This is a genomic window from Pseudomonas sp. FP2338 (assembly GCF_030687515.1).
GTDB classification, from domain to species: Bacteria; Pseudomonadota; Gammaproteobacteria; order Pseudomonadales; family Pseudomonadaceae; genus Aquipseudomonas; species Aquipseudomonas salomonii.
Map to the genome: position 1 here is coordinate 5,803,474 of NZ_CP117436.1, position 24,438 is coordinate 5,827,911.

At 60.8% G+C, this 24,438-nt stretch carries 24 protein-coding genes; 6 read left to right on the forward strand and 18 right to left on the reverse strand.

Features of this window, described 5'->3' with window-relative positions:
• Positions 1-45: 45 nt before the first annotated feature.
• The 3 genes from PSH96_RS26365 to coq7 all read left to right on the forward strand — a co-directional run bounded on the left by PSH96_RS26365 (position 46) and on the right by coq7 (position 2,004).
• Positions 46-834 carry an SDR family oxidoreductase gene (locus PSH96_RS26365; RefSeq protein ID WP_305456087.1) on the forward strand — a complete coding sequence of 263 codons (789 nt, stop codon included), beginning with the start codon at positions 46-48 and terminating at the stop codon, positions 832-834.
• A gap of 46 nt (positions 835-880) precedes the next feature.
• Positions 881-1,219, forward strand: a complete 339-nt coding sequence (locus PSH96_RS26370; protein ID WP_305456088.1) for a histidine triad nucleotide-binding protein — start codon at positions 881-883, stop codon at positions 1,217-1,219.
• A 137-nt stretch (positions 1,220-1,356) separates the two neighbouring features.
• Positions 1,357-2,004: a 2-polyprenyl-3-methyl-6-methoxy-1,4-benzoquinone monooxygenase gene (gene coq7 / locus PSH96_RS26375; RefSeq protein WP_017138087.1), complete on the forward strand. Its 648-nt coding sequence runs from the start codon at positions 1,357-1,359 to the stop codon at positions 2,002-2,004.
• 58 nt (positions 2,005-2,062) lie between these two features.
• Here coq7 and PSH96_RS26380 read toward each other — a convergent pair whose 3' ends face one another.
• Positions 2,063-2,485 (reverse strand): OsmC family protein, encoded by a 423-nt coding sequence (locus tag PSH96_RS26380; protein ID WP_134828285.1) that lies wholly within the window; start codon positions 2,483-2,485, stop codon positions 2,063-2,065.
• A gap of 247 nt (positions 2,486-2,732) precedes the next feature.
• Between PSH96_RS26380 and crp the strand changes: the two genes are divergently transcribed.
• Entirely contained in the window at positions 2,733-3,377 is a 645-nt protein-coding gene (crp, locus tag PSH96_RS26385; protein WP_056857865.1) for a cAMP-activated global transcriptional regulator CRP, read from the forward strand.
• Here the strand turns inward: crp and PSH96_RS26390 are convergent.
• The 4 genes from PSH96_RS26390 to PSH96_RS26405 form a co-directional block, all read right to left on the reverse strand.
• Complete coding sequence (locus tag PSH96_RS26390; RefSeq protein WP_305456094.1) at positions 3,374-4,069, reverse strand: lipoate--protein ligase family protein; 696 nt, start codon at positions 4,067-4,069, stop codon at positions 3,374-3,376. The genes crp and PSH96_RS26390 overlap by 4 nt on opposite strands.
• Positions 4,070-4,138: 69 nt before the next feature.
• Positions 4,139-4,975, reverse strand: a complete 837-nt coding sequence (gene trpC / locus PSH96_RS26395) for an indole-3-glycerol phosphate synthase TrpC (RefSeq protein ID WP_065929370.1) — start codon at positions 4,973-4,975, stop codon at positions 4,139-4,141.
• A complete protein-coding gene (gene trpD, locus PSH96_RS26400) occupies positions 4,972-6,021 on the reverse strand; it encodes an anthranilate phosphoribosyltransferase (protein ID WP_010206948.1) in 1,050 nt (349 codons plus the stop codon). Before trpD ends, trpC begins: the two co-directional genes overlap by 4 nt.
• Positions 6,022-6,030: 9 nt before the next feature.
• Positions 6,031-6,624 carry an aminodeoxychorismate/anthranilate synthase component II gene (locus PSH96_RS26405; protein ID WP_053258301.1) on the reverse strand — a complete coding sequence of 198 codons (594 nt, stop codon included), beginning with the start codon at positions 6,622-6,624 and terminating at the stop codon, positions 6,031-6,033.
• Between the two features lie 421 nt (positions 6,625-7,045).
• Here PSH96_RS26405 and estP point away from each other — a divergent pair, with 421 nt between their 5' ends.
• Complete coding sequence (gene estP, locus PSH96_RS26410) at positions 7,046-8,968, forward strand: esterase EstP (protein ID WP_305456097.1); 1,923 nt, start codon at positions 7,046-7,048, stop codon at positions 8,966-8,968.
• Positions 8,969-9,104: 136 nt separating this feature from the next.
• Here the strand turns inward: estP and trpE are convergent, their stop codons facing one another.
• The 10 genes from trpE to PSH96_RS26460 all read right to left on the reverse strand — a co-directional run bounded on the left by trpE (position 9,105) and on the right by PSH96_RS26460 (position 20,862).
• Positions 9,105-10,586 carry an anthranilate synthase component I gene (trpE, locus tag PSH96_RS26415; RefSeq protein WP_305456100.1) on the reverse strand — a complete coding sequence of 494 codons (1,482 nt, stop codon included), beginning with the start codon at positions 10,584-10,586 and terminating at the stop codon, positions 9,105-9,107.
• A gap of 68 nt (positions 10,587-10,654) precedes the next feature.
• Positions 10,655-11,473, reverse strand: a complete 819-nt coding sequence (locus PSH96_RS26420; protein WP_068931558.1) for a phosphoglycolate phosphatase — start codon at positions 11,471-11,473, stop codon at positions 10,655-10,657.
• Entirely contained in the window at positions 11,470-12,144 is a 675-nt protein-coding gene (gene rpe, locus PSH96_RS26425) for a ribulose-phosphate 3-epimerase (RefSeq protein ID WP_017138077.1), read from the reverse strand. The genes PSH96_RS26420 and rpe overlap by 4 nt, the downstream gene beginning before the upstream one ends.
• An 83-nt stretch (positions 12,145-12,227) precedes the next feature.
• Complete coding sequence (locus tag PSH96_RS26430; RefSeq protein WP_305456102.1) at positions 12,228-13,376, reverse strand: iron-containing alcohol dehydrogenase; 1,149 nt, start codon at positions 13,374-13,376, stop codon at positions 12,228-12,230.
• A gap of 196 nt (positions 13,377-13,572) precedes the next feature.
• Positions 13,573-14,397 carry an ABC transporter permease gene (locus tag PSH96_RS26435; protein WP_236370364.1) on the reverse strand — a complete coding sequence of 275 codons (825 nt, stop codon included), beginning with the start codon at positions 14,395-14,397 and terminating at the stop codon, positions 13,573-13,575.
• 12 nt (positions 14,398-14,409) lie between these two features.
• The gene (locus PSH96_RS26440; protein ID WP_305456105.1) at positions 14,410-15,642 is read right to left on the reverse strand and encodes an ABC transporter permease; all 1,233 of its coding nucleotides are present in this window, start codon (positions 15,640-15,642) and stop codon (positions 14,410-14,412) included.
• Between the two features lie 166 nt (positions 15,643-15,808).
• A complete protein-coding gene (locus PSH96_RS26445; protein ID WP_305456107.1) occupies positions 15,809-16,849 on the reverse strand; it encodes an ABC transporter substrate-binding protein in 1,041 nt (346 codons plus the stop codon).
• A gap of 43 nt (positions 16,850-16,892) precedes the next feature.
• Entirely contained in the window at positions 16,893-18,005 is a 1,113-nt protein-coding gene (locus PSH96_RS26450; protein ID WP_065929377.1) for an ABC transporter ATP-binding protein, read from the reverse strand.
• Positions 18,006-18,219: 214 nt separating this feature from the next.
• A complete protein-coding gene (locus tag PSH96_RS26455; protein ID WP_017138071.1) occupies positions 18,220-18,849 on the reverse strand; it encodes a response regulator transcription factor in 630 nt (209 codons plus the stop codon).
• A gap of 18 nt (positions 18,850-18,867) precedes the next feature.
• A complete protein-coding gene (locus PSH96_RS26460; RefSeq protein ID WP_305456109.1) occupies positions 18,868-20,862 on the reverse strand; it encodes a transporter substrate-binding domain-containing protein in 1,995 nt (664 codons plus the stop codon).
• Between the two features lie 77 nt (positions 20,863-20,939).
• Between PSH96_RS26460 and PSH96_RS26465 the strand changes: the two genes are divergently transcribed.
• Positions 20,940-21,914, forward strand: coding sequence for an alpha/beta hydrolase family protein (locus PSH96_RS26465; protein WP_305456111.1), 975 nt, complete (start codon positions 20,940-20,942; stop codon positions 21,912-21,914).
• A 52-nt stretch (positions 21,915-21,966) separates the two neighbouring features.
• Here the strand turns inward: PSH96_RS26465 and PSH96_RS26470 are convergent, their stop codons facing one another.
• The 3 genes from PSH96_RS26470 to PSH96_RS26480 are packed head-to-tail and all read right to left on the reverse strand — an operon-like array spanning position 21,967 to position 24,435.
• Positions 21,967-22,734, reverse strand: a complete 768-nt coding sequence (locus PSH96_RS26470; protein ID WP_305456112.1) for a TerB family tellurite resistance protein — start codon at positions 22,732-22,734, stop codon at positions 21,967-21,969.
• A 1-nt stretch (position 22,735) separates the two neighbouring features.
• Positions 22,736-23,413, reverse strand: a complete 678-nt coding sequence (gene murU, locus PSH96_RS26475; protein WP_305456115.1) for an N-acetylmuramate alpha-1-phosphate uridylyltransferase MurU — start codon at positions 23,411-23,413, stop codon at positions 22,736-22,738.
• Positions 23,410-24,435, reverse strand: coding sequence for an aminoglycoside phosphotransferase family protein (locus PSH96_RS26480; protein WP_305456117.1), 1,026 nt, complete (start codon positions 24,433-24,435; stop codon positions 23,410-23,412). Before PSH96_RS26480 ends, murU begins: the two co-directional genes overlap by 4 nt.
• Positions 24,436-24,438: the final 3 nt, after the last annotated feature.

A 24,438-nucleotide genomic window follows, 5' to 3' on the forward strand; every position in this document is an offset into this window, starting at 1 on the left:
TGATGCCTCTGTCACAGGCTCGGCGGCGTTGCGATGGAGAAAGGCATGACCCGTTACGCTCTGATCACCGGCGCCTCCAGCGGCATCGGCCTGGCTTTGGCCGAAGCACTGGCCCGTCGCGGCCGCAGCTTGATTCTGGTGGCCCGCCAGCGTGATCAGTTGGAATGCATTGCTATTGAATTGACTCAGCGTTTCGGCGTCGAGGTGCTGTTTCGTGCCTGCGACCTGGGCGAACCCCTGCGTTTGTCCGGGTTCCTGCTGGAACTTGAAGAAGGCGAGCGGCAGATCGACCTGTTGGTCAACTGCGCCGGCATGGGCACCAGCGGGCCGTTCCTCGCCCAGGACTGGATGACCGAGCAAGACCTGATCGAAGTCAACATCCTGGCCCTCACCCGCATGTGCCACGCCCTTGGCAACGCCATGGCGCTGCATGGCGGTGGGCAGATTCTCAACGTAGCCTCGGTCGCAGCCTTCCAACCCGGCCCCTGGATGAGCAGCTATTACGCCAGCAAGGCGTATGTACTGCACTTCTCCGAAGGCCTGCGCGAAGAGTTGAAGACCTGCGGTATCAAGGTCTCGGTGCTGTGCCCCGGCCCCACGCGCACGGCATTCTTCGGTACCGCGCAAATGGACACCGCCAAGCTCGACCGCAGCGGCCAACTGATGAGCCCGGAAGAAGTGGCGCTCTACACCGTGCGGGCGCTGGAAAAGAACAAAGCCATCATTATTCCCGGGCGACGCAACCGCTGGCTGGCCTTCAGCCCGCGCTTGAGCCCACGCTGGCTGACCCGCAAGATTGCCGGCGCCATCAACAAGGCCTATTGCCCGCGCTGACGGCCTCGGTACACTCGTTCTGCACTTACATAATGGAGAAACAGCTGTGGATACTCTGTTCACCAAGATCATTAATAGAGAAATACCTGCCGATATCATCTACGAAGATGATCAAGTTCTGGCCTTTAAGGACATCTACCCAGTGGCGCCCGTGCATTTTCTGGTCATCCCGAAGAAACACATTCCCACCCTCAATGACCTGACCGAAGAAGACAAAGCTCTGGCCGGCCATATTCTGTTCACCGCCCAGCGCCTGGCCGTGGAACAAGGCTGTGAGGAAGGCTTCCGCGTAGTGATGAACTGCAATCCAAAAGGCGGGCAGACTGTTTATCACATCCATATGCACGTGCTGGGTCAGCGCCAGATGAACTGGCCGCCGGGCTGATTGTTGCGGGGAGTTTGCGACGGCTACGCCGTCGGTCGCGAGCAAGCTCCCTCGCCACAGGGGCAAATTGACACAGCGCAAACGCATCGCCTTCTCTTGCGGTAAACTGGCCGCCGAGATTCTTCCCGGAGGTCAGCATGACTACCCAACGTCACTACTCGCCGATTGACCGTCTGTTGCTGCAAGCCGACATGGCCATGCGCACCCTGCTGCCCTTCAGCGGCCAGCCGTACCGGCCTTCGCCCGCCATCGTGCAGCCCGATGCGCAGATGAGCGAGACCGACACCCGCCACGTCGCCGGCCTGATGCGCATCAACCACACCGGTGAAGTCTGTGCCCAGGCGCTGTACCAGGGCCAGGCGCTGACCGCCAAGCTGCCGCAGGTACGCGCAGCGATGGAACATGCGGCAGAAGAAGAAATCGACCACCTGGCCTGGTGCGAGCAGCGCATTCGCCAACTCGGCAGCCATCCCAGCGTGCTCAACCCGCTGTTTTACGGTTTGTCGTTCGGTATCGGCGCCGCTGCCGGCCTGATCAGCGACAAGGTCAGCCTCGGTTTTGTCGCCGCAACCGAACATCAGGTGTGCAAACACCTGGATGAACACCTGGAGCAACTGCCGGCCGAAGATGAAAAGTCGCGGGCGATTCTTGAGCAAATGCGCATTGATGAAGAACACCACGCAGAAAGCGCACTGGATGCAGGCGGCTTCCGCTTCCCGGCGCCGGTGAGGTTCGGCATGAGCGTATTGGCCAAGGTCATGACCAAAAGCACCTACCGAATCTGAGCAACGCAACACGAAAAAGGGCGCCATCGAGGCGCCCTTTTCTATTGCCGACTCGCAATCAACCCAGCTCGACAATCTCGTAATCATGGGTGATGGCCACACCGGCGGCGCCCAGCATGATCGATGCCGAGCAATACTTCTCGGCCGACAGCTCGATGGCACGCTTGACCTGAGCTTCCTTCAACGCCCGGCCTTTGACCACAAAGTGCATGTGGATCTTGGTAAACACCTTGGGGTCTTCAGTGGCGCGCTCGGCTTCCAGGAAGGCTTCGCAGCTTTCGACGGCCTGGCGGGACTTCTTCAAGATGCTGACCACATCGAAATTGCTGCAACCGCCAACACCGAGCAGGAGCATTTCCATCGGGCGTACACCCAGGTTACGGCCACCGGCGTCCGGCGGGCCATCCATAACCACTACATGGCCACTGCCCGACTCACCGAGGAACATGGCCTCGCCCGCCCATTGGATGCGTGCCTTCATCGCCCAGACTCCACTGCTAAAAAAGGGTCGCCAGCTTAGCACAGGGTCTTGAAACCGCAGCGCCCAGCATGAAAACGATCAATGACAACGTTTGCCCGCTAAATTCCCTAATCGAGGCAGAATGTGTCTGTTAAGCTGGCGCCAATTCAATGGCGTATTGCCATCCTTTTTACAGCGTGTATCAATGCCGTTACCGCTGGATAAAAATAATTCCAACCACACCGTGCAGTCTTTTCGGGATACAACCATGGTTGCTCTTGCTCCCACACCCAAGATCAAGAACCTCGACAAATTGTTGATGCACTGCCAGCGCCGGCGTTACCCGGTTAAGCACAACATCATTTGCGCGGGCGAACGCTCCGAAACACTGTTCTTCATTATCAAGGGTTCGGTCACCATCCTGATCGAAGATGAAGACGGCCGCGAAATGATCATCGCGTACCTCAATACCGGGGATTTCTTCGGTGAGCTGGGGCTGTTTGAACAAGCGGGCAAAGAGCAGGAGCGCAGTGCCTGGGTGCGGGCCAAGGTCGAGTGCGAAGTTGCCGAGATCAGCTATGCCAAGTTTCGCGAACTGGCCCAGCATGATCCCGACATCCTCTACGCCTTGAGCGGGCAGATTGCCCAACGCCTGCGCGACACCACGCGCAAAGTGGGTGACCTGGCGTTCTTTGATGTCACCGGCCGCGTGGCCCGCTGCTTGCTGGAACTGTGCAAGCAGCCCGATGCCATGACTCACCCCGACGGCATGCAGATAAAGGTCACGCGCCAGGAGATCGGACGCATCGTCGGGTGCTCGCGGGAAATGGTCGGTCGTGTGCTCAAGGACCTGGAAGAACGCAACCTGGTACACGTCAAAGGCAAGACGATGGTGGTGTTCGGTACGCGTTAAGCAGGCAGGAATCCGGCCAGCATCTGACGGTACAACGCGTCCAATCGGGTGATGGCATCCGGTGCGGGAAAGGCTTCGTGTAGCGCGATATGGCTGTCGGCACGCACCCGCTGGTCGAGGCCGCAGGCCTCATTGAAGCGATTGACCGCCGCAATCAATTCCTCACGGTCGTTATCCAGCAACAATGCACCGTGCACCAAACCCACCGGGCGGCCGCCGCTTTGCCGCCAACGCTGGGCGGTGCCAACCATCTTGCGGCCGTTAAGGTTGACGTTGTAGCGACCGTCGCAGAAGGCGCCGTCGATTTCGCCAACAGAAGCGTCACCGCCCAACTCAATCAGCAAATCACAGATCGGCTGGCACAAACGCTGATAACCGGTTTCTATGCGGCCCTGATCGCCCTCGCTGCGCGGCGGCGCGTAAACCAGCGCGATATTGACCGTGGCGGCCGACTGCGGCACCGGCTCTCCGCCGGTTTCGCGCAACAACACCGGCCAACCGGCAGCAGCCGAAACCTGGCTGGCAGCGTCAAAAGCCGGCAAGCGGCTCAAACGGCGCGGCATGACCAAAGCCTGGTCATTTGGCTGCCAGAACAGTAGCCCGAATGCCTGATCACCGGCGCAAACGGCCGCCAGCAAGTCTTGCTCGGCGGCAAGCCCTGCTTCAACTGTCATCGACACCGGCTCAATCATCGAACACCTATCATCTGAACAAACACAAAACCAAATGTGGGAGCTCCCACATGTTGACCGTATTTCAAGTCAGTCGAGGGTCGAACCGCTCACCGCCACGCCACGCTCCGGGAAGAACAGGCGCTGCAATTCCGCCCCTGGGTTCTCGGCGCGCATAAACGTCTCCCCCACCAGGAACGAAAACACACCGCTGATTTCCATCAGCTCTACGTCGGCGCGGTTGACGATGCCGCTCTCGGTAATCACCAAGCGGTCGCGTGGAATACGCGGCAGCAGGTCCAGGGTATTTTCCAGGCTGACTTCAAAGGTGTGCAGGTTACGGTTGTTAACCCCCACCAACGGTGTGTCGAGGGTTTTCAGCGCACGCTCCAGCTCATCGCCGTCGTGCACTTCGACCAGCACATCCAGGCCGACGCTTTTGGCCACGGCCGCCAGCTCGGCCATCTTCACGTCATCCAGCGCGGAGACGATCAGCAGCACGCAATCGGCGCCCAAGGCGCGGGCCTCGACGATCTGGTACGGGTCAACCATGAAGTCCTTGCGGATCACCGGCAACTTGCACGCAGCGCGGGCCTGTTGCAGGAACAGGTCGGAACCCTGGAAGAAGTCGATATCGGTCAATACGGACAGGCAAGTTGCGCCGCCCTTCTCATAGCTCTTGGCAATGTCTTCAGGAATGAAAACTTCGCGAATCACGCCCTTGCTGGGCGAAGCTTTTTTGATCTCGGCAATCACGGCAGGCTGCTTTTCCTTAGCCTGCTTGATCAGCGCATTGGCAAAGCCGCGCGGCGCGTCGGCAATTTTCGCCTGAGCCTCAAGTTCAGCCAGGCTCACACGAGCGCGGCGCTCGGCGACTTCTTCAGCCTTGCGCGCGAGGATTTTTTCCAGAACGGTCGGGACACTCATCCTTCATTCTCCATTTTGAACACAGCGGTAAAGGCTCCCAGTTCTTCGAGCTTTTCGCGAGCCAGACCGGTATGCAGCGCATCGTGGGCCAAGGCGACACCTTCCTTAAGACTATAGGCGTGGTCCGCCGCGTAAAGTGCCGCGCCAGCATTCAGAACAATCATTTCTGCAGCTTTTTGGCCGTTTTCCGTCTTGCGGCGCCCCAAGGCATCACGGATCAACTCCAGCGAGGCCGCCGGGCTTTCCACCGCCAAGCCATGCAAGCTTTGGCTTTTCATGCCGAGGTCTTCGGGCTCGACCCAATATTCGGTGACCTGGTCATTCTTCAGCTCCGCCACGAAGGTCGGCGCTGCCAGGCTGAATTCGTCCAGGCCATCTTTGGAATGCACCACCAGCACGTGCTTACTGCCCAGACGCTGCAACACTTCAGCCAACGGCCGGCACAGCGCCTGGCTGAACACACCGACCACCTGATGTTTCACGCCGGCCGGATTCGTAAGCGGGCCGAGCATGTTGAACAGGGTGCGCAGGCCAAGATCCTTACGCGGGCCGGCGGCGTGTTTCATGGCGCCATGGTGGGACTGGGCAAACATGAAGCCAATGCCCACGCTGTCGATGCAGCGCGCCACTTGCACCGGCGTCAGGTTCAGATAAATCCCGGCCGCCTCCAGCAAGTCGGCGCTGCCGCTTTTGCCCGACACCGCACGGTTACCGTGCTTGGCCACCGTGCAACCGGCTGCCGCCACCACAAAGGAGGAAGCCGTCGACACGTTGAAAATATTCGCACCGTCGCCGCCGGTACCGACCACATCGACCACGCCGTCGAGGGTCTTGAGCTCAACCTTGTCGGCCAGCTCACGCATCACCGACACCGCGCCGACGATTTCGTCGATGCTTTCGCTCTTCATGCGCATCGCCATCATGAACGCGCCGATCTGTGCGTCAGTGCATTGGCCGGTCATGATCTCGCGCATCACATCGCTCATTTCAGCGGTGCTCAGGTCCAGATGGCCGACGATACGGCTCAGGGCAGTCTTGATATCCATGGAAAGTCCTTAGCGCGTGCCGCCGCTCTGCTTGAGAAAGTTGGCGAACAGCTCGTAGCCCTGCTCGGTCAGGATAGATTCGGGATGAAATTGCACCCCTTCGATATTCAGTGTCTTGTGGCGCAGGCCCATGATCTCGTCGACCGAGCCGTCTTCCAGCTGAGTCCAGGCGGTCAGCTCCAGGCACTCGGGCAGGGTTTCACGCTTGACCACCAACGAGTGGTAGCGGGTGACCGTCACCGGCAGGTTAAGGCCGTGGAAAACGCCGAGGTCTTTATGGAACACCGGGCTGGTCTTGCCGTGCATCACCTGGCGTGCACGCACCACGTCACCACCAAAAGCCTGGCCGATGGACTGGTGACCCAGGCAGACGCCCAGGATCGGCAATTTACCGGCGAAATATTGGATCGCTTCGAGGGAGATGCCCGCTTCGGTCGGCGTGCAGGGGCCAGGCGAAACCACGATGCGCTCCGGGTTCAGAGCGGCGATTTCGGCGACCGTCAGTTCGTCGTTGCGCACCACCTTGACCTCGGCACCCAGCTCGCCCAGGTACTGCACAACGTTGTAGGTAAAGGAATCGTAGTTATCAATCATCAGCAACATGTGGGTTCAGACCTCTTGAATTCACTGATTTCGAATGACCGCCTTCCAAGAGAGTGTCCCGCTGCCAGACGCACGTTCCGGTTGCCAGGGTGAGCCGGCAAGGGGCGTCAAACAAAGGGTGAAGAAGGCAAATCGGTACAGGTCCGGCCGGGCCGGCAGAGAAAAATGTCAGGCGCGCCAACGCCAACGGGCGTGTGCCTTGACTACTCGCATCAAGAGTTTGCTGATGATCAACACGGGGAGGGTCTCATTCATACGTTCAGGCACAGTAACGTAGCCTCGCCAGCGGTGCAATATGGAGCAGCGATTCCGGGGGTCACCACCGAGTATTTGTAAGAAAAAACTGTTTTCTTCGAAGAAAACCCTCATTACATTGCTAGTGTTTCGCTTCCGACACAAAAACAACTAAATGGAATTTCGCATGCTCAGACCACCGTTTTTTGCGCCCCTTGCCGGCTGCCTCCTGTCACTGGCCTGCGCGCAGGCGTTTGCAGCACCTTCACCTTACTCAACCATGGTCGTGTTCGGCGACAGCCTGGCCGACGCCGGCCAGTTCCCCGATGGCTCGGCCGGCGCCACCTTGCGCTTTACCAACCGCACCGGGCCGACATTCCAGGGCGATTATGGCCTGGTGTCATCTACGCTTTTGGGGGGCAAGCTGGGCGTGGCACCCAACGACCTGAATGCCTCCACCTCGCCGGTACGTGCCGCCCAAGGTTTGCCGGATGGCAATAACTGGGCGGTCGGCGGCTACCGTACCGACAACATCCTGGACTCCATCACTTCGGTCTCCAATGCAGCGATCCCGCCCGGCAACGCCGGGGGTGGCACGGTACTGCGCAGCCGTCAGGGTTATCTGCCGGCAAACGGCGGGCGGGCCGACCCGAACGCGTTGTATTTTCTGTCTGGCGGCGGCAATGACTTCCTGCAAGGGCGCGTCCTCAGCCCAGGCCAGGCCGTGGCCGCCGGCGGGCGCCTGGCGGACAGCGCCCAAGCCCTGCAACAGGCCGGCGCGCGCTACATCATGGTGTGGATGTTGCCCGACCTGGGCCTGACGCCCGCCATCAACGGCACGCCCGCGCAAGGCGCCAGCTCGGCCCTGAGCAGTATTTTCAACCAGGCGCTGGTGCAGCGCCTGTCGCAGATCGACGCCCAGGTCATCCCGCTGAACATCCCGTTACTGCTCAATGAAACCTTCGCCAACCCTGCGCGCTTTGGCCTGGCCTCCGGGCAAAACCTCACCGGCACCTGCTTCAGCGGCAACGGCTGCACCGCCAACCCGGTTTATGGCATTGGCGGCACCCACCCGGACCCGACCAAGCTGATCTACAACGACTCGGTGCACCCCACCATCGCCGGGCAACAGTTGATCGCCGACTACGCCTACTCGCTGCTCGCCGCGCCGTGGGAAGTGACCTTGCTGCCGGAAATGGCCCAAGGCACCTTGCGCGCCCATCAGGATGAGCTGCGCAACCAGTGGCAAGCCGACAATGGCAACTGGCAGGCCGTCGGCCAATGGCGCGCGATTGTCGCCGGTGGTGGCCAGCATTTGGACTTTGATGATCAACGCAGTTCGGCCAGCGGCGACGGCAGCGGCTACAACGTGAACGTCGGCGGCAGCTATCGCCTCGACGAAAACTGGCGCGTCGGCGTGGCCGCCGGCTTGTATCGCCAGACACTCGAAGCCGGCGCCCGCGATTCGGACTACAAGCTCAACAGCTACATGGGCACGGCCTTTGCGCAATATCAGCAAAACCACTGGTGGGCCGATGCGGCGTTGACCGGCGGCAAGCTGGACTTCGACAGCCTCAAGCGCAAGTTCGCCCTGGGCGTCAGCGAAGGCTCCGAAAAAGGCGACACCGATGGCTGGCTCTGGGCCTTGAGCGGCCGTTTGGGCTATGACATTGCCGGCGCCGGCAGCGATTGGCACCTGTCACCGTTCATCAGCGCCGACTATTCACGGGTCGAAGTCGATGGCTATTCGGAAAAGGACAACCGCTCCACCGCGCTGACCTTCGATGACCAGCAACGCGACTCCAAACGCCTGGGCGTCGGCCTGCAGGGCAGCTACCGGATTACGCCGCAAACCCAAGTGTTTGGCGAAGTGGCCCACGAGCATGAGTTCGAAAACGACACCCAGAAGGTAAAGATGTCGCTCAACAGCGTGCCAGGCATCGACTTCAAGCTGGACGGCTACACGCCGCGCAGCAATTCGGACCGATTGAGTCTGGGCGTCAGCCACAAGCTGACTCAGGAGCTGGCGCTAAGGGCGGCGTATAACGTGAGGAAGGATGACAGCTTTACCCAGCAAGGCGTCAGTGTGGGGGTGAGTCTGGATTTCTAAGCGGATCTTAAACGCCCCACAAAACAACTGTGGGAGCGGGCTTGCTCGCGAATGCGGTCTATCAGTTACACATTCAGTGACTGACACTGCGCATTCGCGAGCAAGCCCGCTCCCACATTTTGATCTACATCTAATCTCAAATTTGCGGCGTTTGCTCCGCCAACGCTACAGCCCGGAACATCGCGCGGCGTTTGTTCAGGGTTTCTTCCCATTCCAGGGCCGGCACCGAGTCAGCCACAATCCCGCCGCCCGCCTGCACATGCAGCTCGCCGTCCTTGATCACGGCGGTGCGGATCGCAATCGCAGTGTCCATATTGCCGTTCCAGGCGAAATACCCCACGGCGCCGCCATACACACCGCGTTTAACCGGCTCCAGTTCGTCGATGATCTCCATCGCACGAATCTTCGGCGCACCCGACAAGGTGCCCGCCGGCAGAATCGCCCGCAGTGCGTCCATCGCGGTCAACCCGGCTTTCAGCTCGCCGGTGACGTTGGACACAATGTGCATCACGTTGGAATACCGCTCGATGACCATTTTCTCGGTGAGCTTCACCGAACCGATTTCCGACACGCGCCCGGTGTCGTTGCGGCCCAGGTCGATCAGCATCAAGTGTTCGGCAATTTCCTTGTCGTCGCTCAGCAGGTCTTCTTCCAGCGCCAGGTCGGCTTCTTCGGTTGCGCCACGCGGGCGTGTACCGGCGATCGGGCGCACGGTGATCAGGTTGTCTTCGACCCGCACCAGCACTTCCGGCGAACTGCCCACCACGTGGAAGTCCCCGAAGTTGAAGAAGTACATGTACGGCGTCGGGTTGAAGCACCGCAGCGCACGGTACAGATCGATCGGCGCGGCCTTGAAGTCGATGGACATGCGTTGCGACGGCACCACCTGCATGCAGTCACCGGCAAGGATGTATTCCTTGATGGTATCGACTGCGCGCTCGTAGTCATCCTGGGTAAAGCTTGAACGAAAGATCGGGTCGGCGGCCGGTGGACGGCTGAGGTCCAGGCCACGACGTGGGGTGATCGGTTGGCGCAGTTTTTCCAGCAATGCCTCGAGGCTGGCCTGGCCTTGCTCGAAGGCATCCGCCTGGGCCGGGTCGGCGAGGACTATCGCGTGCATCTTGCCGGCGAGGTTGTCGAACACCACCACCGCGTCGGAGACCATCAGCAGAATGTCCGGCACGCCCAGCGGGTCCGGGTTCGGGCATTTGCCCAGGCGTTGTTCCACGTAGCGCACGCAGTCGTAGCCGAAATACCCCACCAGGCCACCGTTGAAACGCGGCAGGCCGGGAATGGTCGGCACGTTGTAGCGCGCCTTGAAGGTTTCGACGAACGCCAGCGGGTCTTCCACGTCATGGCTTTCGATCTCGACGCCATCATGGGTAATGCTCACATGATGGTCATGCACACGCAGCACGGTGCGGCACGGCAAGCCAATGATCGAGTAACGGCCCCACTTTTCGCCGCCCTGCACCGATTCGAGCAGGTAGGAATTGGGCTTGTCGGCCAGTTTGAGGTAGATCGACAGCGGCGTATCGAAGTCGGCCAGGGTTTCGCAGGCCAAGGGGATACGGTTATAGCCGGCAGCGGCCAAACGCAGGAATTCTTCGCGGATCATGAGGTGCCTCGTGGCTTGAGGGTCAAACGGTCAGGTGTGCAAACGTGCCGCAGCGCGGCCAGGATCGGTCAGGCGCGCCAACGCCAGCGGGCCAGGGCCTTGATGACTTTCATCCAGAGTTTGCGAGTGACCACCACGATGGAATTTCCAGAAGGGGTTGATTCGATGTCGGGCAACGTTATCTCAGCGCCCGCTCCCAAGCAACCGGGGATTAGCAGTCGCAGATCATCAATCACCAGCGCCGGCGACTCCTCGGCGATCGGTCGGCCGTGGTTGTAGCCGTAGCTCAGCGCCACACACTGCACGCCAGCGGCTTTGGCGGCCAGCACATCACTGCGCGAATCGCCGACAAACAACGATTGCGAGGCCGGAATATTGGCCATTTTCATCACAAAGAACAGCGCCGCCGGGTCAGGCTTTTTCTGCGGCAAGGTATCGCCGCCGATGATCCAGCGGAAATACCGGCCGATTTTCATCTGGTCCAACAGCGGCGCGACAAAGCGCTCCGGCTTGTTGGTGATCAGCGCCATCTCCACGCCTTGCTTGTGCAGCCACTTGAGCGTGTCGCGCACGCCGGGGTAAACCACGGTCAGTTCATGACTGCTTTCATAGGCGACATTGAAGAGTTCCAGGGCGTGCTCGGCCTCGACCTCATCCACACCTTCGGCATCAATGTGGTTGGCCAAGGCCCGGCGCACCAGCATCTGCGCGCCATTGCCGACCCACTCACGCACCGATTCAATGCCCGCAGGCTTACGCCCTAGCTTGAGCAGCATCTCGTCCACCGCCGCCGCCAGGTCTGGCACCGAATCGATCAACGTACCGTCCAGATCGAACATCACCAGCCGTGGCAGTTTGCCGGGGAACAGCTGCTCAAAACCGCTCATGGACGCGCCAGCGCCAGTTCGGCCCGCATCTTGTCGATGACTTCCTGGTAGTTGGGGGCGTTGAAGATCGCCGAGCCAGCCACAAAGGTGTCAGCGCCAGCAGCGGCGATTTCGCGGATATTGTTAACGTTGACCCCACCGTCGATTTCCAGGCGGATATCACGGCCCGACGCATCGATCAGCGCGCGGGCTTCGCGCAGCTTGTTCAGCGTACCGGGAATGAACTTCTGCCCGCCAAAGCCTGGGTTGACGCTCATCAGCAAGACCATGTCGACCTTGTCCATCACGTACTCCAGCACGCTCAACGGCGTGGCCGGGTTGAACACCAGGCCGGCCTTGCAACCGCCTTCGCGGATCAGCTGCAGGGTGCGGTCGACGTGCAGCGTGGCTTCCGGGTGGAAGGTGATGTAGGTGGCGCCGGCCTCGATGAAGTCACCGACGATGCGATCCACCGGGCTGACCATCAAGTGCGCATCGATCGGCGCAGTGATGCCGTACTTGCGCAGTGCCGCGCAGACCATCGGGCCGATGGTCAGGTTGGGCACATAGTGGTTGTCCATGACATCGAAGTGCACGAAGTCGGCACCGGCGGCCAATACCTTGTCCACTTCCTCACCCAGGCGGGCGAAGTCGGCGGAGAGAATCGATGGAGCGATAACGAAGGGCTGCATGACGCACCTTTTTGAGCTAAATCACGATGGCGCGCATTGTATACCTCATGCTTTACCCAGCACACCGTGACCTAACTCAATGGTCAGTAAGCCGCCCGGTAGATTTTCTCGATATCCGCCGCGCTGAGCTTGCGCGGGTTGTTGCGCATCAGGCGCTCGATACCCGCCGCTTCCGTCGCCATGGCGGGGATCGCGTCTTCCGGCACACCAAAGCTGCGCAGCCCTGCCGGGATTTCCACGGCGGCACACAGCCGCGTCATCGCCTCGACCGCCTCATCGGCCGCCGCGTTGACGCTGAGCCCGGCGGTATTCACGCCCATGGCTTGGGCAATGTCCTGCATGCGCTCCACGCAGGCCAGTTTGTTCCAGTGCATCACGTAAGGCAGCAACAGCGCATTGCTCACGCCGTGAGCAATATTGAATCGCCCGCCCAACGGGTACGCCAAGGCATGCACTGCGCCGACGCCAGCATTGCCGAAGGCCATGCCGGCCATCAGGCTGGCGGTGGCCATATCATCACGGGCCTGCAGGTTGGCCGGGTTGGCATAGGCCTTGGGCAGCGCGTTGGCGATCAGCTTGATCGCGCCGATGGCCAGAGCGTCGGTGATCGGCGAGGCATTCAACGACAGGTAGGACTCGATGGCATGCACCAGCGCATCCACGCCACTGGCGGCAGTGACACTGCGCGGGCATGTGAGGGTCATTTGCGGGCTGATCAGCGCGACGTCCGGCAGCAGGTAATCACTGACAATGCCCTTTTTCAGCTGTGCGGCCTTGTCGGAGAGGATCGCCACATTGGTCACCTCTGAGCCGGTGCCAGCGGTGGTCGGGATCGCGATCAGCGGCGGGCCTTTGCGCGGTACTTGGTCGACGCCGAACAAGTCCGCCAGCGCGCCGTGGTAACCGGCGTAGGCCGCAACACTCTTGGCAATGTCGATGGCACTGCCGCCGCCCACGCCGATCAAGCCGTCATGCCCGCCTTCACGGTACACGCGCATGCAGTCCTCGACGATGGCGATTTCCGGGTCGGGCAGCACACGGTCAAAAATCTCATAGGTGCGTTCGCCCAGGTGCTCAAGCGCCAGCGCCACGGTGCCGGACTTGACCAGCGCGGCATCGGTGACGATCAGCGGGTTATCCACATCCAGACGCGTGAGCTCGGCGCCCAGTTGTTCGATGGCGCCAGCGCCGGTCAGCAGTTTGTGGGCGATCTTGAATGAGGAAGTACTCATGTGCGCGGCCTCTTATTAATGATGGGCTGGCACAAGAATAGCTGGGTATTTCAGGTTGCCCAGCATTCACGCATTGAATGGCTCGGTCGATGTGGGAGCTGGCTTGCCTGCGATGCGACCGCCTCGGTTTTCCTGACATACCGAGTTGATGCTATCGCAGGCAAGCCAGCTCCCACATTTGATCCGGTTTCGATCGTTACACTTGCGCGGTGCGCAGTTTCTCGCTGCGGCCTCGCAGCCACTCAAGGGTCAGTAACAGCAGCACCGAGAACGCAATCAGCAAGGTTGCCGCCGCAGCAATCGTCGGGCTTAAATTTTCGCGGATGCCGCTGAACATCTGGCGCGGCAAAGTGGCTTGCTCGGGGCCGGCGAGAAACAGCGTCACTACCACTTCATCGAAAGACGTCGAGAAGGCAAACAGTGCCCCGGAGATCACCCCCGGCGCGATCAGCGGCAAGGTTACACGGCGAAACGCGGTCAGCGGCGACGCACCCAGGCTGGCCGCCGCGCGCACCAGGTTATGGTTGAACCCTTGCAACGTCGCCGACACGGTGATGATCACAAACGGCACACCCAGCACGGCATGCACCACAATCAGCGAGAGGAAGCTGTTGCCCAACCCCAGCGGCGCAAAGAACAGGTAGCTGGCCACGCCAATAATCACCACCGGCACCACCATCGGCGAAATCACCAAGGCCATGACTAACGCCTTGCCGGGGAAGTTGCCGCGCGTCAGGCCAATCGCCGCCAGCGTACCGAACACCATCGCCAGCACCGTGGCCGCCGGGGCCACAATGACACTGTTCTTCAATGCACGCATCCACTCGGCGGAGGCGAAGAAGTCTTGATACCAGTGCAACGAGAAGCCTTGCAGCGGGTACACCAGGAAACTGCCGCTGTTGAACGACAGCGGGATAATCACCAGCACCGGCAAGATCAGGAACAGCAGGATCAAGCCACACAGGATCCGCAAGCTGTAGAACCACACGCGCTCCACGGGTGACATATAAGGGCTCAGCATCGCCAACTCTCCTCAGCTCAGGCGCAGGCGACTGGCGCCGACCAGACGGTTGTAGATCAGGTACAGCACGACGGTCGCCAGCAGCAGCAAGCCGCCCAATGCCGTGGCCATACCCCAATTGATGCTGGTGTTGGTGTAGAACGCGACGAAGTAGCTGACCATCTGGTCGTTCGGGCTGCCGAGCAGCGCCGGGGTGATGTAGTAACCAATCGCCAGGATAAACACCAGCAGGCAACCGGCGCCGACACCGGCATAGGTCTGCGGGAAGTACACGCGCCAAAAACTGGCAAACGGGTGGCACCCCAGGGAAATCGCTGCACGCATATACGTGGGCGAGATGCCTTTCATCACGCTGTAGATCGGCAAAATCATGAACGGCAACAGGATGTGCACCATCGAGATGTAAACCCCGGTGCGGTTAAACACCAGCTCCATGGGTGTATCGATCAGCCCCATGCCCATCAATGCGCTGTTGATCAGCCCACCGGACTGCAGCAATACAATCCATGCCGCCACCCTTACCAGGATTGAGGTCCAGAACGGCAGCAATACCAGAATCATCAGCAGGTTACTTTTGCGGGCCGGCAGGTTGGCCAGCAAGTAGGCCAACGGATAGGCCAGCAGCAGGCAGATGAAGGTAATTACCAAGCCCATCCAGAACGTGCGGGCAAAGATGTCGAGGTAGATGGCCTGGTCAGGTGTGGCCGGGGCCACTTCGCCAAGGTCATTGATACGGTGATCGACGGCCGCCAGCAGGTAGTACGGCGTGAGGCTGCTGGTATTACGCCGGATCGCCTGCCAGTACGCCGGATCGCCCCAGCGTTCATCGAGGTTTTCCAACGCTTCCTTATAAGAGCCGGGCGCTTCGGTAAACGGCAGCGCCCGCGCGGTTTTGGTCAACAGGCTGCGGTAGCCGGCCAGCTCCATGTTCAAGCGTTTGGACAAGTCGCCCAGGGTCTGGTTTTTACGCGCTTCGCCCAAGTCTTCGCTCAGCGCCTGGTACACCGGTTCACCCGGCAGGCCGCGACCATCCCAGGTCTTGACCGCCACCACGGTACGCGGCAAACCGCCCACCACTTCCGGGTTGCCGACGCTTTTGTAGAGCAGCGCAACAATCGGCACCAGGAACACCAGCAGCAAAAACAGCACCAGCGGCGCAATCAAGGCCTGGGCCTTCCAGCGATTGAGCCGCTCGGCACGCGCCAGGCGCTGCTTGAGGGTGGGGCTGGGAATGGCGATAACCATGGCAAACTCCGGAAATCTTCTAAGAGTTCCCTGTGAGCGGTGCTTTTTTGTGGGAGCTGGCTTGCCTGCGATGGCATCGCCTCGGTGTCACTCAAAGACCGAGTCAATCCCATCGCAGGCAAGCCAGCTCCCACACCAGCCTGCTTTCACAGAGGAATATGCGGTGTTACTTGGCCGCCCAGGAATTGAAGCGCTGCTCGAGCTGCTCGCCGTTATCCGCCCAGAAGCTCACATCGATCTGCACCTGGTTGGCGATGTTTTCCGGCGTGGTCGGCATGTCTTTCAGCACATCCTTGGCCAACAATGGTACGGCCTGGGTATTGGCCGGGCCGTAGGCGATGTTTTCCGAATAGGTCTTCTGCTGTTGCGGCTGCACCGAGAAGGCGATGAACTTCTTCGCTGCCTCGGCGCGATCCTTGGCCAGGCCTTTAGGGATGGCCCAGGCGTCAAAGTCGTAGATGCCGCCGTTCCACACCACTTTCAGGTTGCTTTCTTTTTGCACGGCAGCAATGCGGCCGTTGTAGGCCGAGCTCATGACCACATCACCCGAGGCCAGGTACTGCGGCGGTTGTGCGCCGGCTTCCCACCACTGGATCGACGGTTTGAGTTCGTCGAGTTTCTTGAACGCGCGATCCTGGCCATCTTTGCCAGCCAGCACTTTGTACACGTCTTTGGGGGCCACGCCGTCCGCCATCAAGGCGAATTCCAGGGTGTACTTGGCGCCTTTGCGCAGGCCGCGCTTGCCTGGGAATTTCTTGGTATCCCAGAAATCCGCCCAACTGGTCGGTGCAGTGGTCAGCTTGTCGGCGTTGTACGCAAGCACGGTGGACCACACAAAGAAGCCCACGCCGCAGGGCTGAATCGCGCCTTTGACATAATCGGCGCTATTGCCGAACAGTTTCGGGTCGAGCGGTTCGAACATGTCTTCGTCACAGCCACGGGACAGTTCCGGCGACTCCACTTCCACCAAGTCCCACGACACGCTCTTGGTATCGACCATGGCTTTGACCTTGGCCATTTCGCCGTTGTACTCACCGGCGACGATCTTGCCATTGCCCGCGCTTTCCCACGGTGCGTAAAAGGCTTTGACCTGAGCCGCCTTGTTCGCGCCGCCGAAGGATACGACCGTCAGGTCCGGGCCAGCCATGACCTGTGTCGCGCCCATCAAGCCGATGGCCAGGGCGGAATATTTAAGGGATCTCAACATTGTTGTTCTCTCCACGTGCAGGGTTGGTGAAGCCATGGGGCGATTAATTCGCCTCTAGAAGTGGGTCGAGTGCGCGAACGTGCTCGACTTGCCAGCCAATCGGTACCACGTCGCCGACCGCAAGCGCTGTGTCCAGCTCAGCGATCGGTTGTTTCACAAAAAAATCGGCCTTGCCGCAGACTTCCAGGCGCACACGCACGTGGTCGCCCAGGTAGATAAATTCCGCCACCCGCCCAGAGAAGCGGTTGACGCAGGACTCACTGGAGCCATTGAGGCTGACGCGCTCAGGGCGTACTGACAGGGTGACCGGGCCGCCGAGCTGGCCGACATTCACTGCCAGCGCCTCAACCTTTTCACCGCGCGCCAACTCCACCACACAGCGTTCGCCGGTGTGGCTGTGCAGGCGGCCATTGAGTCGGTTGTTCTCGCCGATGAAGTTGGCGACGAAGGTATTTTTTGGCTCTTCGTACAGGGTGCGTGGCGCGGCGATCTGCTGGATCTCGCCCTGGTGGAACACCGCCACGCGGTCGGACATGGTCAAGGCTTCGCCCTGGTCGTGGGTCACGTACACCACAGTCACGCCGAGGCGCTGGTGCAGGTGCTTGATCTCCATCTGCATGTGTTCGCGCAGTTGTTTATCGAGGGCGCCGAGGGGTTCGTCCATCAACACCAGCTGCGGTTCGAACACCAGCGCCCGGGCCAAGGCCACGCGCTGTTGCTGACCGCCGGAGAGTTGCGCCGGGTAACGCTGGGCGAAGGCATCCAGCTGGACCATGCTCAATACGCGTTTGACCCGCTCGCTGATATCGGTCTTGCTCAAGCCGCGCACCGACAAGGGGAAGGCCAGGTTCTCTGCCACCGTCATGTGCGGGAACAGCGCGTAGTTCTGGAACACCATGCCGATGTCGCGCTTGTGCGGCGGTACATTGTTGATAGCGCGCCCGGCGAGCAAAATTTCCCCGGCGGTCGGCGTCTCGAAACCGGCGAGCATCATCAGGCTGGTGGTCTTGCCCGAACCGGATGGCCCGAGCAGGGTGAGGAACTCGCCCTTGCGAATCTCCAGGTTGAGGTCTTTGACGATCAGGTTCTCGCCGTCGTAGCTCTTCTGCACGCCACGAAAGCTGACCAGCACATCATTTGAATCCACCTCGCTCATACCCGCACCTTTTGTTTTGGACTGCTGTGGCACAAAGCGTAGTCCAGGCGCGAGCCCCCGGAAATCGGGGGCCAGGAGAGAATCACATCAGCCGGATGGAGGGTTTGGGGTAGGGATCGCCCTACACCGATGGCGGGGATGGAACACTGTCAGCGCGACACGTGCCTGGAATGGCTTCGGCAGGGTTCAAAGGCCGTCGTAAACAGGCATGTCGTCACAACAGCTTGTGTTCCATGGCGTACTTCACCAACTCAGCCAGTGACGTGATATGGAGCTTTTGCATCAACCGCGCCTTGTGGGTGCTGATGGTCTTGCTGCTCAGCGCCAGTTGCTGGGCGATGTCATTGACGTTGGCGCCCTGGGCCAGGCGCTCGAACACCGAGAACTCGCGCTCCGACAGTAATGAATGCAACGGCCGCGTATCGGTGAGGCCGACCTCAAAAACCATGCGGTCCGCCAGGTCCGGGTCGATGTAACGCCCGCCCGCCGCCACCTTGCGAATCGCCGTCAGTAACAGCGCCGGGTCACTGTCCTTGGTGGCATACCCCGCCGCCCCGACTTTCAGGGCGCGGGCAGCCATTTGCGCTTCATCGTGCATCGACAGAACCAGAATCGCGGGCGGGTTACTCAATGCACGGATGCGCGCAATCGCTTCCAGGCCATTGACGCCCGGCATCGAGATATCCAGCAATACCACCTCACAGGCGATATGGCGCAAGGTCTCCAGCAACTGCTCGCCATTGCTGGCCTCGCCGACCACCAGCAGGTCTTTGGCCAGACCAATCAATTGCTTGATGCCTTCACGAACAATGGTGTGGTCTTCGGCTACCAATACGCGAATCACAGGGGCTTGCTCCTATCATTATGCATCCAACGGCACCGTGACACTCAACGTGGTGCCCTCCCCCAGCTCGCTGTGCAGGCTCAATTGCCCGCCCATCATCAGCACCCGCTCACGCATGCCGACTACGCCAAAGGACACCGGGCGGCCTGGGTTCTCGACGAAACCGACGCCGTCATCACTGATGGTCAGCCGCAAGTCGGCGCTTTCCACCGTCAGCGTCAGTTCGACAGTATGCGCCTGGGCATGACGCATCACATTGGTCAGCGCCTCCTGCAGGATACGGAACAGGCCAATAGCCTTGGCATCGCTGAGGGCCGGCAGGTTATCCGGGACTTGTACCAGGCAGGGAATGTGCGTGCGCGCTTCGAAGCGGCGGGCTTGCCATTCAATCGCCGAGGCGATGCCGGCGTCGAGAATCGGCGGGCGTAGCGCGGTCGCCACATCCCGGACAAGCTGGAACAGCTGGGCGATCAGGCGTTTCATGCTGTTCAGGCGCTCGGTCAAGCCCGGGTCCAATTGCGCATAGGCCAATTCGCACATCGACGTCTCCAGCTTGAGCACCGTGAGCATCTGACCCAACTCGTCATGCACTTCACGGGCGATACGCGCCTTTTCCTCTTCGCGCACGGTTTCGAGGTGGGCAGAGAGCTCGCGCAGCTGTGTTTCGCTTTGCTGCAAGGCGGCCACGTAACGACGGCGCTCGGTGACGTCGTTGAGATAAACCACCAGGTATTCGCCCTCGGCAAAGCGCAGGAAGCTCAACGACACATCCGCCGGCAGGATGCTGCCGTCAGCGCGCACGCAATCGGCGGCGAAGGTCTGCGGGCCCTCTTCGCTGGCACGCGCACGCTTCCATACGTCGAGCCAGCGGTCCATATTCAAGGTCGGGTCAAAATCGATCAGCGGTCGCTCGATCAGCGCGCCGGCGGCGTAGCCCAGCATGGTCTCGGCGGCGCGGTTGGCGTAACGCACATGGCTGTCCCAATTGACCCAAAGAATGCCGACCGTACTTTGATCGATGGAGAACTGCGTCAGCCGCAACGCTTCGGCACCGGCCGCACGCGCGGCGCTTTCTTCCCGGGCGGCCAGTAAGCTGTGTTCCAGCACTCGCTGGTGACGGCGCTGCCAAACCACCACGGCGAGGCTGGCGAGCAGGAACATCGTCAAGAGCAGGCTGAGGTTTTGCCACAGGCCCGGCGATTCCGTCAGCCGTGGGTATTGGGGTTGCAGCCAGCGGCTGTGCAATTGGTCGAGGTCGCGGGCGGGTATCGCGCGCAAGGCACTTTGCATGATGCTCGCCAGTTCCGGCCACTCACGGCGGGTGGCCACACGCAGCAATTGCGGCAGGCCGATATCGCCGACCACCGCCAGCCCGGCAAACTCCGCCTCGCCGGACAATCGGCTCAATTGCGCCTCATCCACCACGGCATAACGCGCCTGCTGGCTCACCAACAATTGCAGGGCCTGGCGCTCCAGGGGCACGCCTTGCAGGTTGAGGTTGGGGTAATTGCTGCGCAGGTAATCGGCGACAGCGCTGGGCATGCGCACGGCGACGCGGGACAGCTCGTCAAGCTTTTCCAGCTCCACCGCGCCGCCGCCCTCGCGAATGCCGACGATATGCTGAGGCACGCGCATATAAGGGTCGCTGAATAACCACAGACGCAAGCCGGCCGGGGTTTGCTGCAGGCCCGGGGCGATATCCACCTCGCCATCGCGCACCGCGGCTTCCAGTTGCTCCTGGCTGGGGAAATTGCGCCAGGTCAGCTCGATATTCAGCGCTTTGGCCAGCCATTGCATCAACTCGACATTCGCCCCGGACAAGCGCTGCAGGCGCCGGTCGTATTGGGCGTACGGTGCTTGCAATACCACGCCCACGCGCAACTGCGGGTGCTGCGCCAGCCATTCACGTTGCTGAGCATTGAGCTGCGCCTGCGGCGCGACAGACGCAGGCGCGGCATTCGCCATCAAGGCAAAGCACACACAGCCGATAACCAGCAGACAGCGAAAACCCATGATCCACGTCTCACATCACTGACAAACACTGACCAACCCATTAGGCTGCTGGAATCACTTCTGGCCGGGAATTAACGATGCCCTTTACCCACCGTTCGGCACTGCCAGCATTGTGCCTATCGCTGCTATTTACCAGCGCCTTTTCTGTTCAAGCCGCCGACACGCCTGCGCCCACCGCCGAAAAACCGGCTGAACGCCAACCGCTGCCCGAGCGCAGCCAGGAAGAAGCCAGCGCCCTGGAACGTCAACTGCCGGCACAGGAACAGCAACAATTGCAGGCCGGCAGCGATTCATTCCTGGCCCTGTGGAAACCGGCCAACAGCGCCGAACCTGAAGGTGTGGTGATTATTGTGCCGGGCGCCGGGGAAAGTGCCGATTGGCCACAAGCAATCGCGCCGCTGCGCCGCAAGTTACCCGATGCCGACTGGGGCACTCTGAGCCTGTCGTTGCCGGATGTGAACCTCGACACCTTGCCGCCTCGGGTCATGGAGTCGCCCAAAACAGCGGTCGACACCAGCAGCAAAGACGGCAGCACGGCCGCCAAACCGATCGAACAAGCCGCCAGCGCCGAAGCCGAAGGCACTGACCCGGCGGTGGTGCCGGGTGCTGATGAACAGGACAAGACCGACGCCAAGCGCATCTTTGATCGCATCGACGCCGCCGTTGCTTTTGCCCAAACTCAAAGCGCGCGCAGTGTGGTGCTGCTCGGCCACGGCACCGGCGCCTGGTGGGCCGCGCGCTACCTGAGCGAGAAACAGCCGTCCCAAGTGCAGAAGTTGGTGATGGTGGCCGGCAAGACGCCAGCGGCCAGGCAGCCGGACCTGCAAAAACTGGCGCCGGCGCTGAAAGTGCCGACGGCGGATGTGTATTACCAGGACGACGCTCAAGAGCGCAAAAACGCCCTGGAACGTATGCAGGCCGCCAAGCGGGGGAAGAATGACGGCTATAAACAGGTGTCGCTCAAGACTCTGCCGGGCAACAGTGCGGCTGAGCAAGAGCAGCTGTATCGGCGAGTTCGTGGGTGGTTGAGCCCGGAGCCGGCCTCCAACTGATCCTGGCCAGCTCCCACACTGATTGGGTTGTCACTTCCAAAAATTGAGGTGGCTACCTGAAATCCCGCCGCTCACGAATCAACGCATAAGCATTGTGCAGCTCGCGGGTACGTTCGGTAGCCTCACGCACTTGCGCCAGGGTTGCTCCCGTGCCGGCGATCTTGTCCGGGTGATGGCGGCTGAGCAGGCGGCGATAGGCGCGCTTGATCGCCGCCGGTTCACTGGTGGAGGTCACCCCCAGAACCCGCAGCGCCTCCTGATACGCCCCGCCACGATTGGCCAATGGCTTGCGTTCGGGGGCGTAATCAGACGCCAGCGCCTGCAGCTGTTGCGGCGTCCACCCGAGCCACTTGCCCCACAGGTCAATCAGTTCGCGCTCGGCGTCATCGGCCCTGCCGTCCGCCCAGGCCATGCGCCAGCATGCACGCAACACACCTTCTGCCGCATGGGGTTGGGCTTTGAGTACGCGCAGGTAATTGCGCACCCGGTCGGATCCCGACTTGCCACGATTGAACGCAGTAATCGCCCGACGCTGGGCCGGTTCGCTCATGTCCAGTGAGCGCATTTCCTGACGCACCTGCTGGATGTGCCCAGCCACCACCCGGCCATTACTCTTGGCCAGGCGGCCCAACAACACAAACAGCAATTCGTCGTTGCGCAATGCCGGGCGCCCGCCCAGGCGCTCGCGCAATTGCGCCCAACTGTGCAACTGCAGGCGGCGATCCAGTGCCTGCCCCAGTAACGCGCCCAACAAGGCCCCCGGAATACTGGCAATGGCAAAGCCAGCCCCGGCACCGATCAGTGTCCCTGGCCACAACATCTTATTGCTCCGCAGTCAGCAAGGTTTCAACCTGCGCCAGACGCTCCAGCGTGCCGACATCAATCCAGCGTCCTGTCATGTGCTCTCCCGTTACCAGACCTTTGGCCATGGCCTCCCGCAATAGCGGCGCCAGTTTGAAGGCGCCAGCGCTGCAGCCCGCGAACAACTGTGGGTCGAGCACTGAAATGCCACTGAAGGTCAGGTTATCGGCACCGGGCGCGGCATCATGAAGCAGACCGTTGTCCAAATAAAAGTCGCCTCCCGTTGGCGCATGGGCAGGCATGTCGACCATGACCAAGTGGGCAAGCCCTTCCAGCGCCTTGTTGTGCAGACTGGCGAAATCGAAGTCCGTCCAGATATCACCGTTGACCAACAGGAAAGGCTCGTCGCCCAGCAGCGGCAATGCCTTGAAAATCCCGCCACCGGTTTCCAGTGGCTCGCCCTCGGCTGAATACTGAATGCGCAAGCCAAACTGCGCACCATCACCCAGATAGCTCTCAATCTGCTGGCCGAGCCAGGCATGGTTGATCACGATATCGGTGAAGCCGGCCTTGGCCAGCGCCTCCAGGTGATACTCGATCAAACGCTTGCCGCCCGCCTCCACCAGTGGTTTGGGCGTGTGCAACGTGAGCGGACGCATCCGCTCACCTTTGCCCGCTGCCAGAATCATGGCCTTCATACGCGCACCTCGGCCGGCTCACGCAGGCTGGCGAGCAACTCACCCAACTCGTCCAGCTCAGGCCGGTCGGCCAGTACGGCTTCTATATAAGCAAAGAAACGCGGCACATCGGCCAGGTAGCGTGGCTTGCCGTCGCGATGGCAGATGCGCGCAAAAATACCGATGACCTTGAGGTGGCGCTGCACGCCCATCAGGTCGCTGGCCCGCAGGAACGCCTCGAAATCGGTCTGCACCGGGATGCCCAACGCGCCGGCACGCGCCCAGTAGCCGCGCTGCCACTCACGCACGCGGGCCTTGGGCCAGCTGAGAAACGCATCCTTGAACAGACACGTGATGTCATAGGTAACCGGGCCATAGACCGCGTCCTGGAAATCCAGCACGCCGGGGTTCGGCTCGCTGATCATCAGATTGCGCGGCATATAGTCGCGATGCACCAGCACTTTAGGCTGGGCCAGGGCACTGTCGATCAGGTGATCGCTGACGCGCTGCCATAAGGCCTGCTGCCGGGTGTCGAATTCGATACCCAAATGCCGGCGCACGTACCACTCCGGAAACAATTCCAGCTCACGACGCAGCAAGGCGACGTCATAGCTGGGCAGCGGTGCGTCCATCGGCAATTGCTGAAAAGCCAGCAATGCGTCGATGGCATCGGCGAACAATTCGTCGGCGTTTTGTTCGTCAATCACGTCCAGATAGGTTTTTCTGCCCAGGTCATTAAGCAAAAGAAAGCCGCGCGGCAAATCTTCTGCATAAATTTTTGGCACATTTATTCCCGATTTCGCGAGTAAATCAGCGATATCGACGAAAGGTTTGCAGTTTTCCTGGGGCGGTGGAGCGTCCATGACGACGAACGTGCGACCGCCGCCCTCCCAGCGGAAATAACGCCTGAAACTCGCGTCGCTGCTGGCCGCGGTCAATGTGGCCGGAGGTACGACACCCCAGTCCTGAGCGTTGAAAAGGATCGGCAACTGCTCATCCAGCCAAACTTTCAGCTGTTGTAAACGTAGATCTTGCTCGGGCATTAC

What these genes read in the sequence shown, in the direction of transcription:
- trpC (WP_065929370.1), bottom strand. Translation starts at nt 4,975, where the DNA reads ATGAGTGTCCCGACCGTTCTGGAAAAAATCCTCGCGCGCAAGGCTGAA.
- murU (WP_305456115.1), bottom strand. Translation starts at nt 23,413, where the DNA reads ATGAAGGCCATGATTCTGGCAGCGGGCAAAGGTGAGCGGATGCGTCCG.
- PSH96_RS26405 (WP_053258301.1), bottom strand. Translation starts at nt 6,624, where the DNA reads ATGTTGCTGATGATTGATAACTACGATTCCTTTACCTACAACGTTGTG.
- coq7 (WP_017138087.1), top strand. Translation starts at nt 1,357, where the DNA reads ATGACTACCCAACGTCACTACTCGCCGATTGACCGTCTGTTGCTGCAA.
- PSH96_RS26445 (WP_305456107.1), bottom strand. Translation starts at nt 16,849, where the DNA reads ATGTTGAGATCCCTTAAATATTCCGCCCTGGCCATCGGCTTGATGGGC.
- rpe (WP_017138077.1), bottom strand. Translation starts at nt 12,144, where the DNA reads ATGCAGCCCTTCGTTATCGCTCCATCGATTCTCTCCGCCGACTTCGCC.
- PSH96_RS26380 (WP_134828285.1), bottom strand. Translation starts at nt 2,485, where the DNA reads ATGAAGGCACGCATCCAATGGGCGGGCGAGGCCATGTTCCTCGGTGAG.
- PSH96_RS26460 (WP_305456109.1), bottom strand. Translation starts at nt 20,862, where the DNA reads ATGGGTTTTCGCTGTCTGCTGGTTATCGGCTGTGTGTGCTTTGCCTTG.
- PSH96_RS26465 (WP_305456111.1), top strand. Translation starts at nt 20,940, where the DNA reads ATGCCCTTTACCCACCGTTCGGCACTGCCAGCATTGTGCCTATCGCTG.
- estP (WP_305456097.1), top strand. Translation starts at nt 7,046, where the DNA reads ATGCTCAGACCACCGTTTTTTGCGCCCCTTGCCGGCTGCCTCCTGTCA.
- trpE (WP_305456100.1), bottom strand. Translation starts at nt 10,586, where the DNA reads ATGATCCGCGAAGAATTCCTGCGTTTGGCCGCTGCCGGCTATAACCGT.
- trpD (WP_010206948.1), bottom strand. Translation starts at nt 6,021, where the DNA reads ATGGATATCAAGACTGCCCTGAGCCGTATCGTCGGCCATCTGGACCTG.
- PSH96_RS26430 (WP_305456102.1), bottom strand. Translation starts at nt 13,376, where the DNA reads ATGAGTACTTCCTCATTCAAGATCGCCCACAAACTGCTGACCGGCGCT.
- PSH96_RS26480 (WP_305456117.1), bottom strand. Translation starts at nt 24,435, where the DNA reads ATGCCCGAGCAAGATCTACGTTTACAACAGCTGAAAGTTTGGCTGGAT.
- PSH96_RS26470 (WP_305456112.1), bottom strand. Translation starts at nt 22,734, where the DNA reads ATGTTGTGGCCAGGGACACTGATCGGTGCCGGGGCTGGCTTTGCCATT.
- crp (WP_056857865.1), top strand. Translation starts at nt 2,733, where the DNA reads ATGGTTGCTCTTGCTCCCACACCCAAGATCAAGAACCTCGACAAATTG.
- PSH96_RS26390 (WP_305456094.1), bottom strand. Translation starts at nt 4,069, where the DNA reads ATGATTGAGCCGGTGTCGATGACAGTTGAAGCAGGGCTTGCCGCCGAG.
- PSH96_RS26420 (WP_068931558.1), bottom strand. Translation starts at nt 11,473, where the DNA reads ATGAGCGGTTTTGAGCAGCTGTTCCCCGGCAAACTGCCACGGCTGGTG.
- PSH96_RS26435 (WP_236370364.1), bottom strand. Translation starts at nt 14,397, where the DNA reads ATGCTGAGCCCTTATATGTCACCCGTGGAGCGCGTGTGGTTCTACAGC.
- PSH96_RS26365 (WP_305456087.1), top strand. Translation starts at nt 46, where the DNA reads ATGACCCGTTACGCTCTGATCACCGGCGCCTCCAGCGGCATCGGCCTG.
- PSH96_RS26440 (WP_305456105.1), bottom strand. Translation starts at nt 15,642, where the DNA reads ATGGTTATCGCCATTCCCAGCCCCACCCTCAAGCAGCGCCTGGCGCGT.
- PSH96_RS26450 (WP_065929377.1), bottom strand. Translation starts at nt 18,005, where the DNA reads ATGAGCGAGGTGGATTCAAATGATGTGCTGGTCAGCTTTCGTGGCGTG.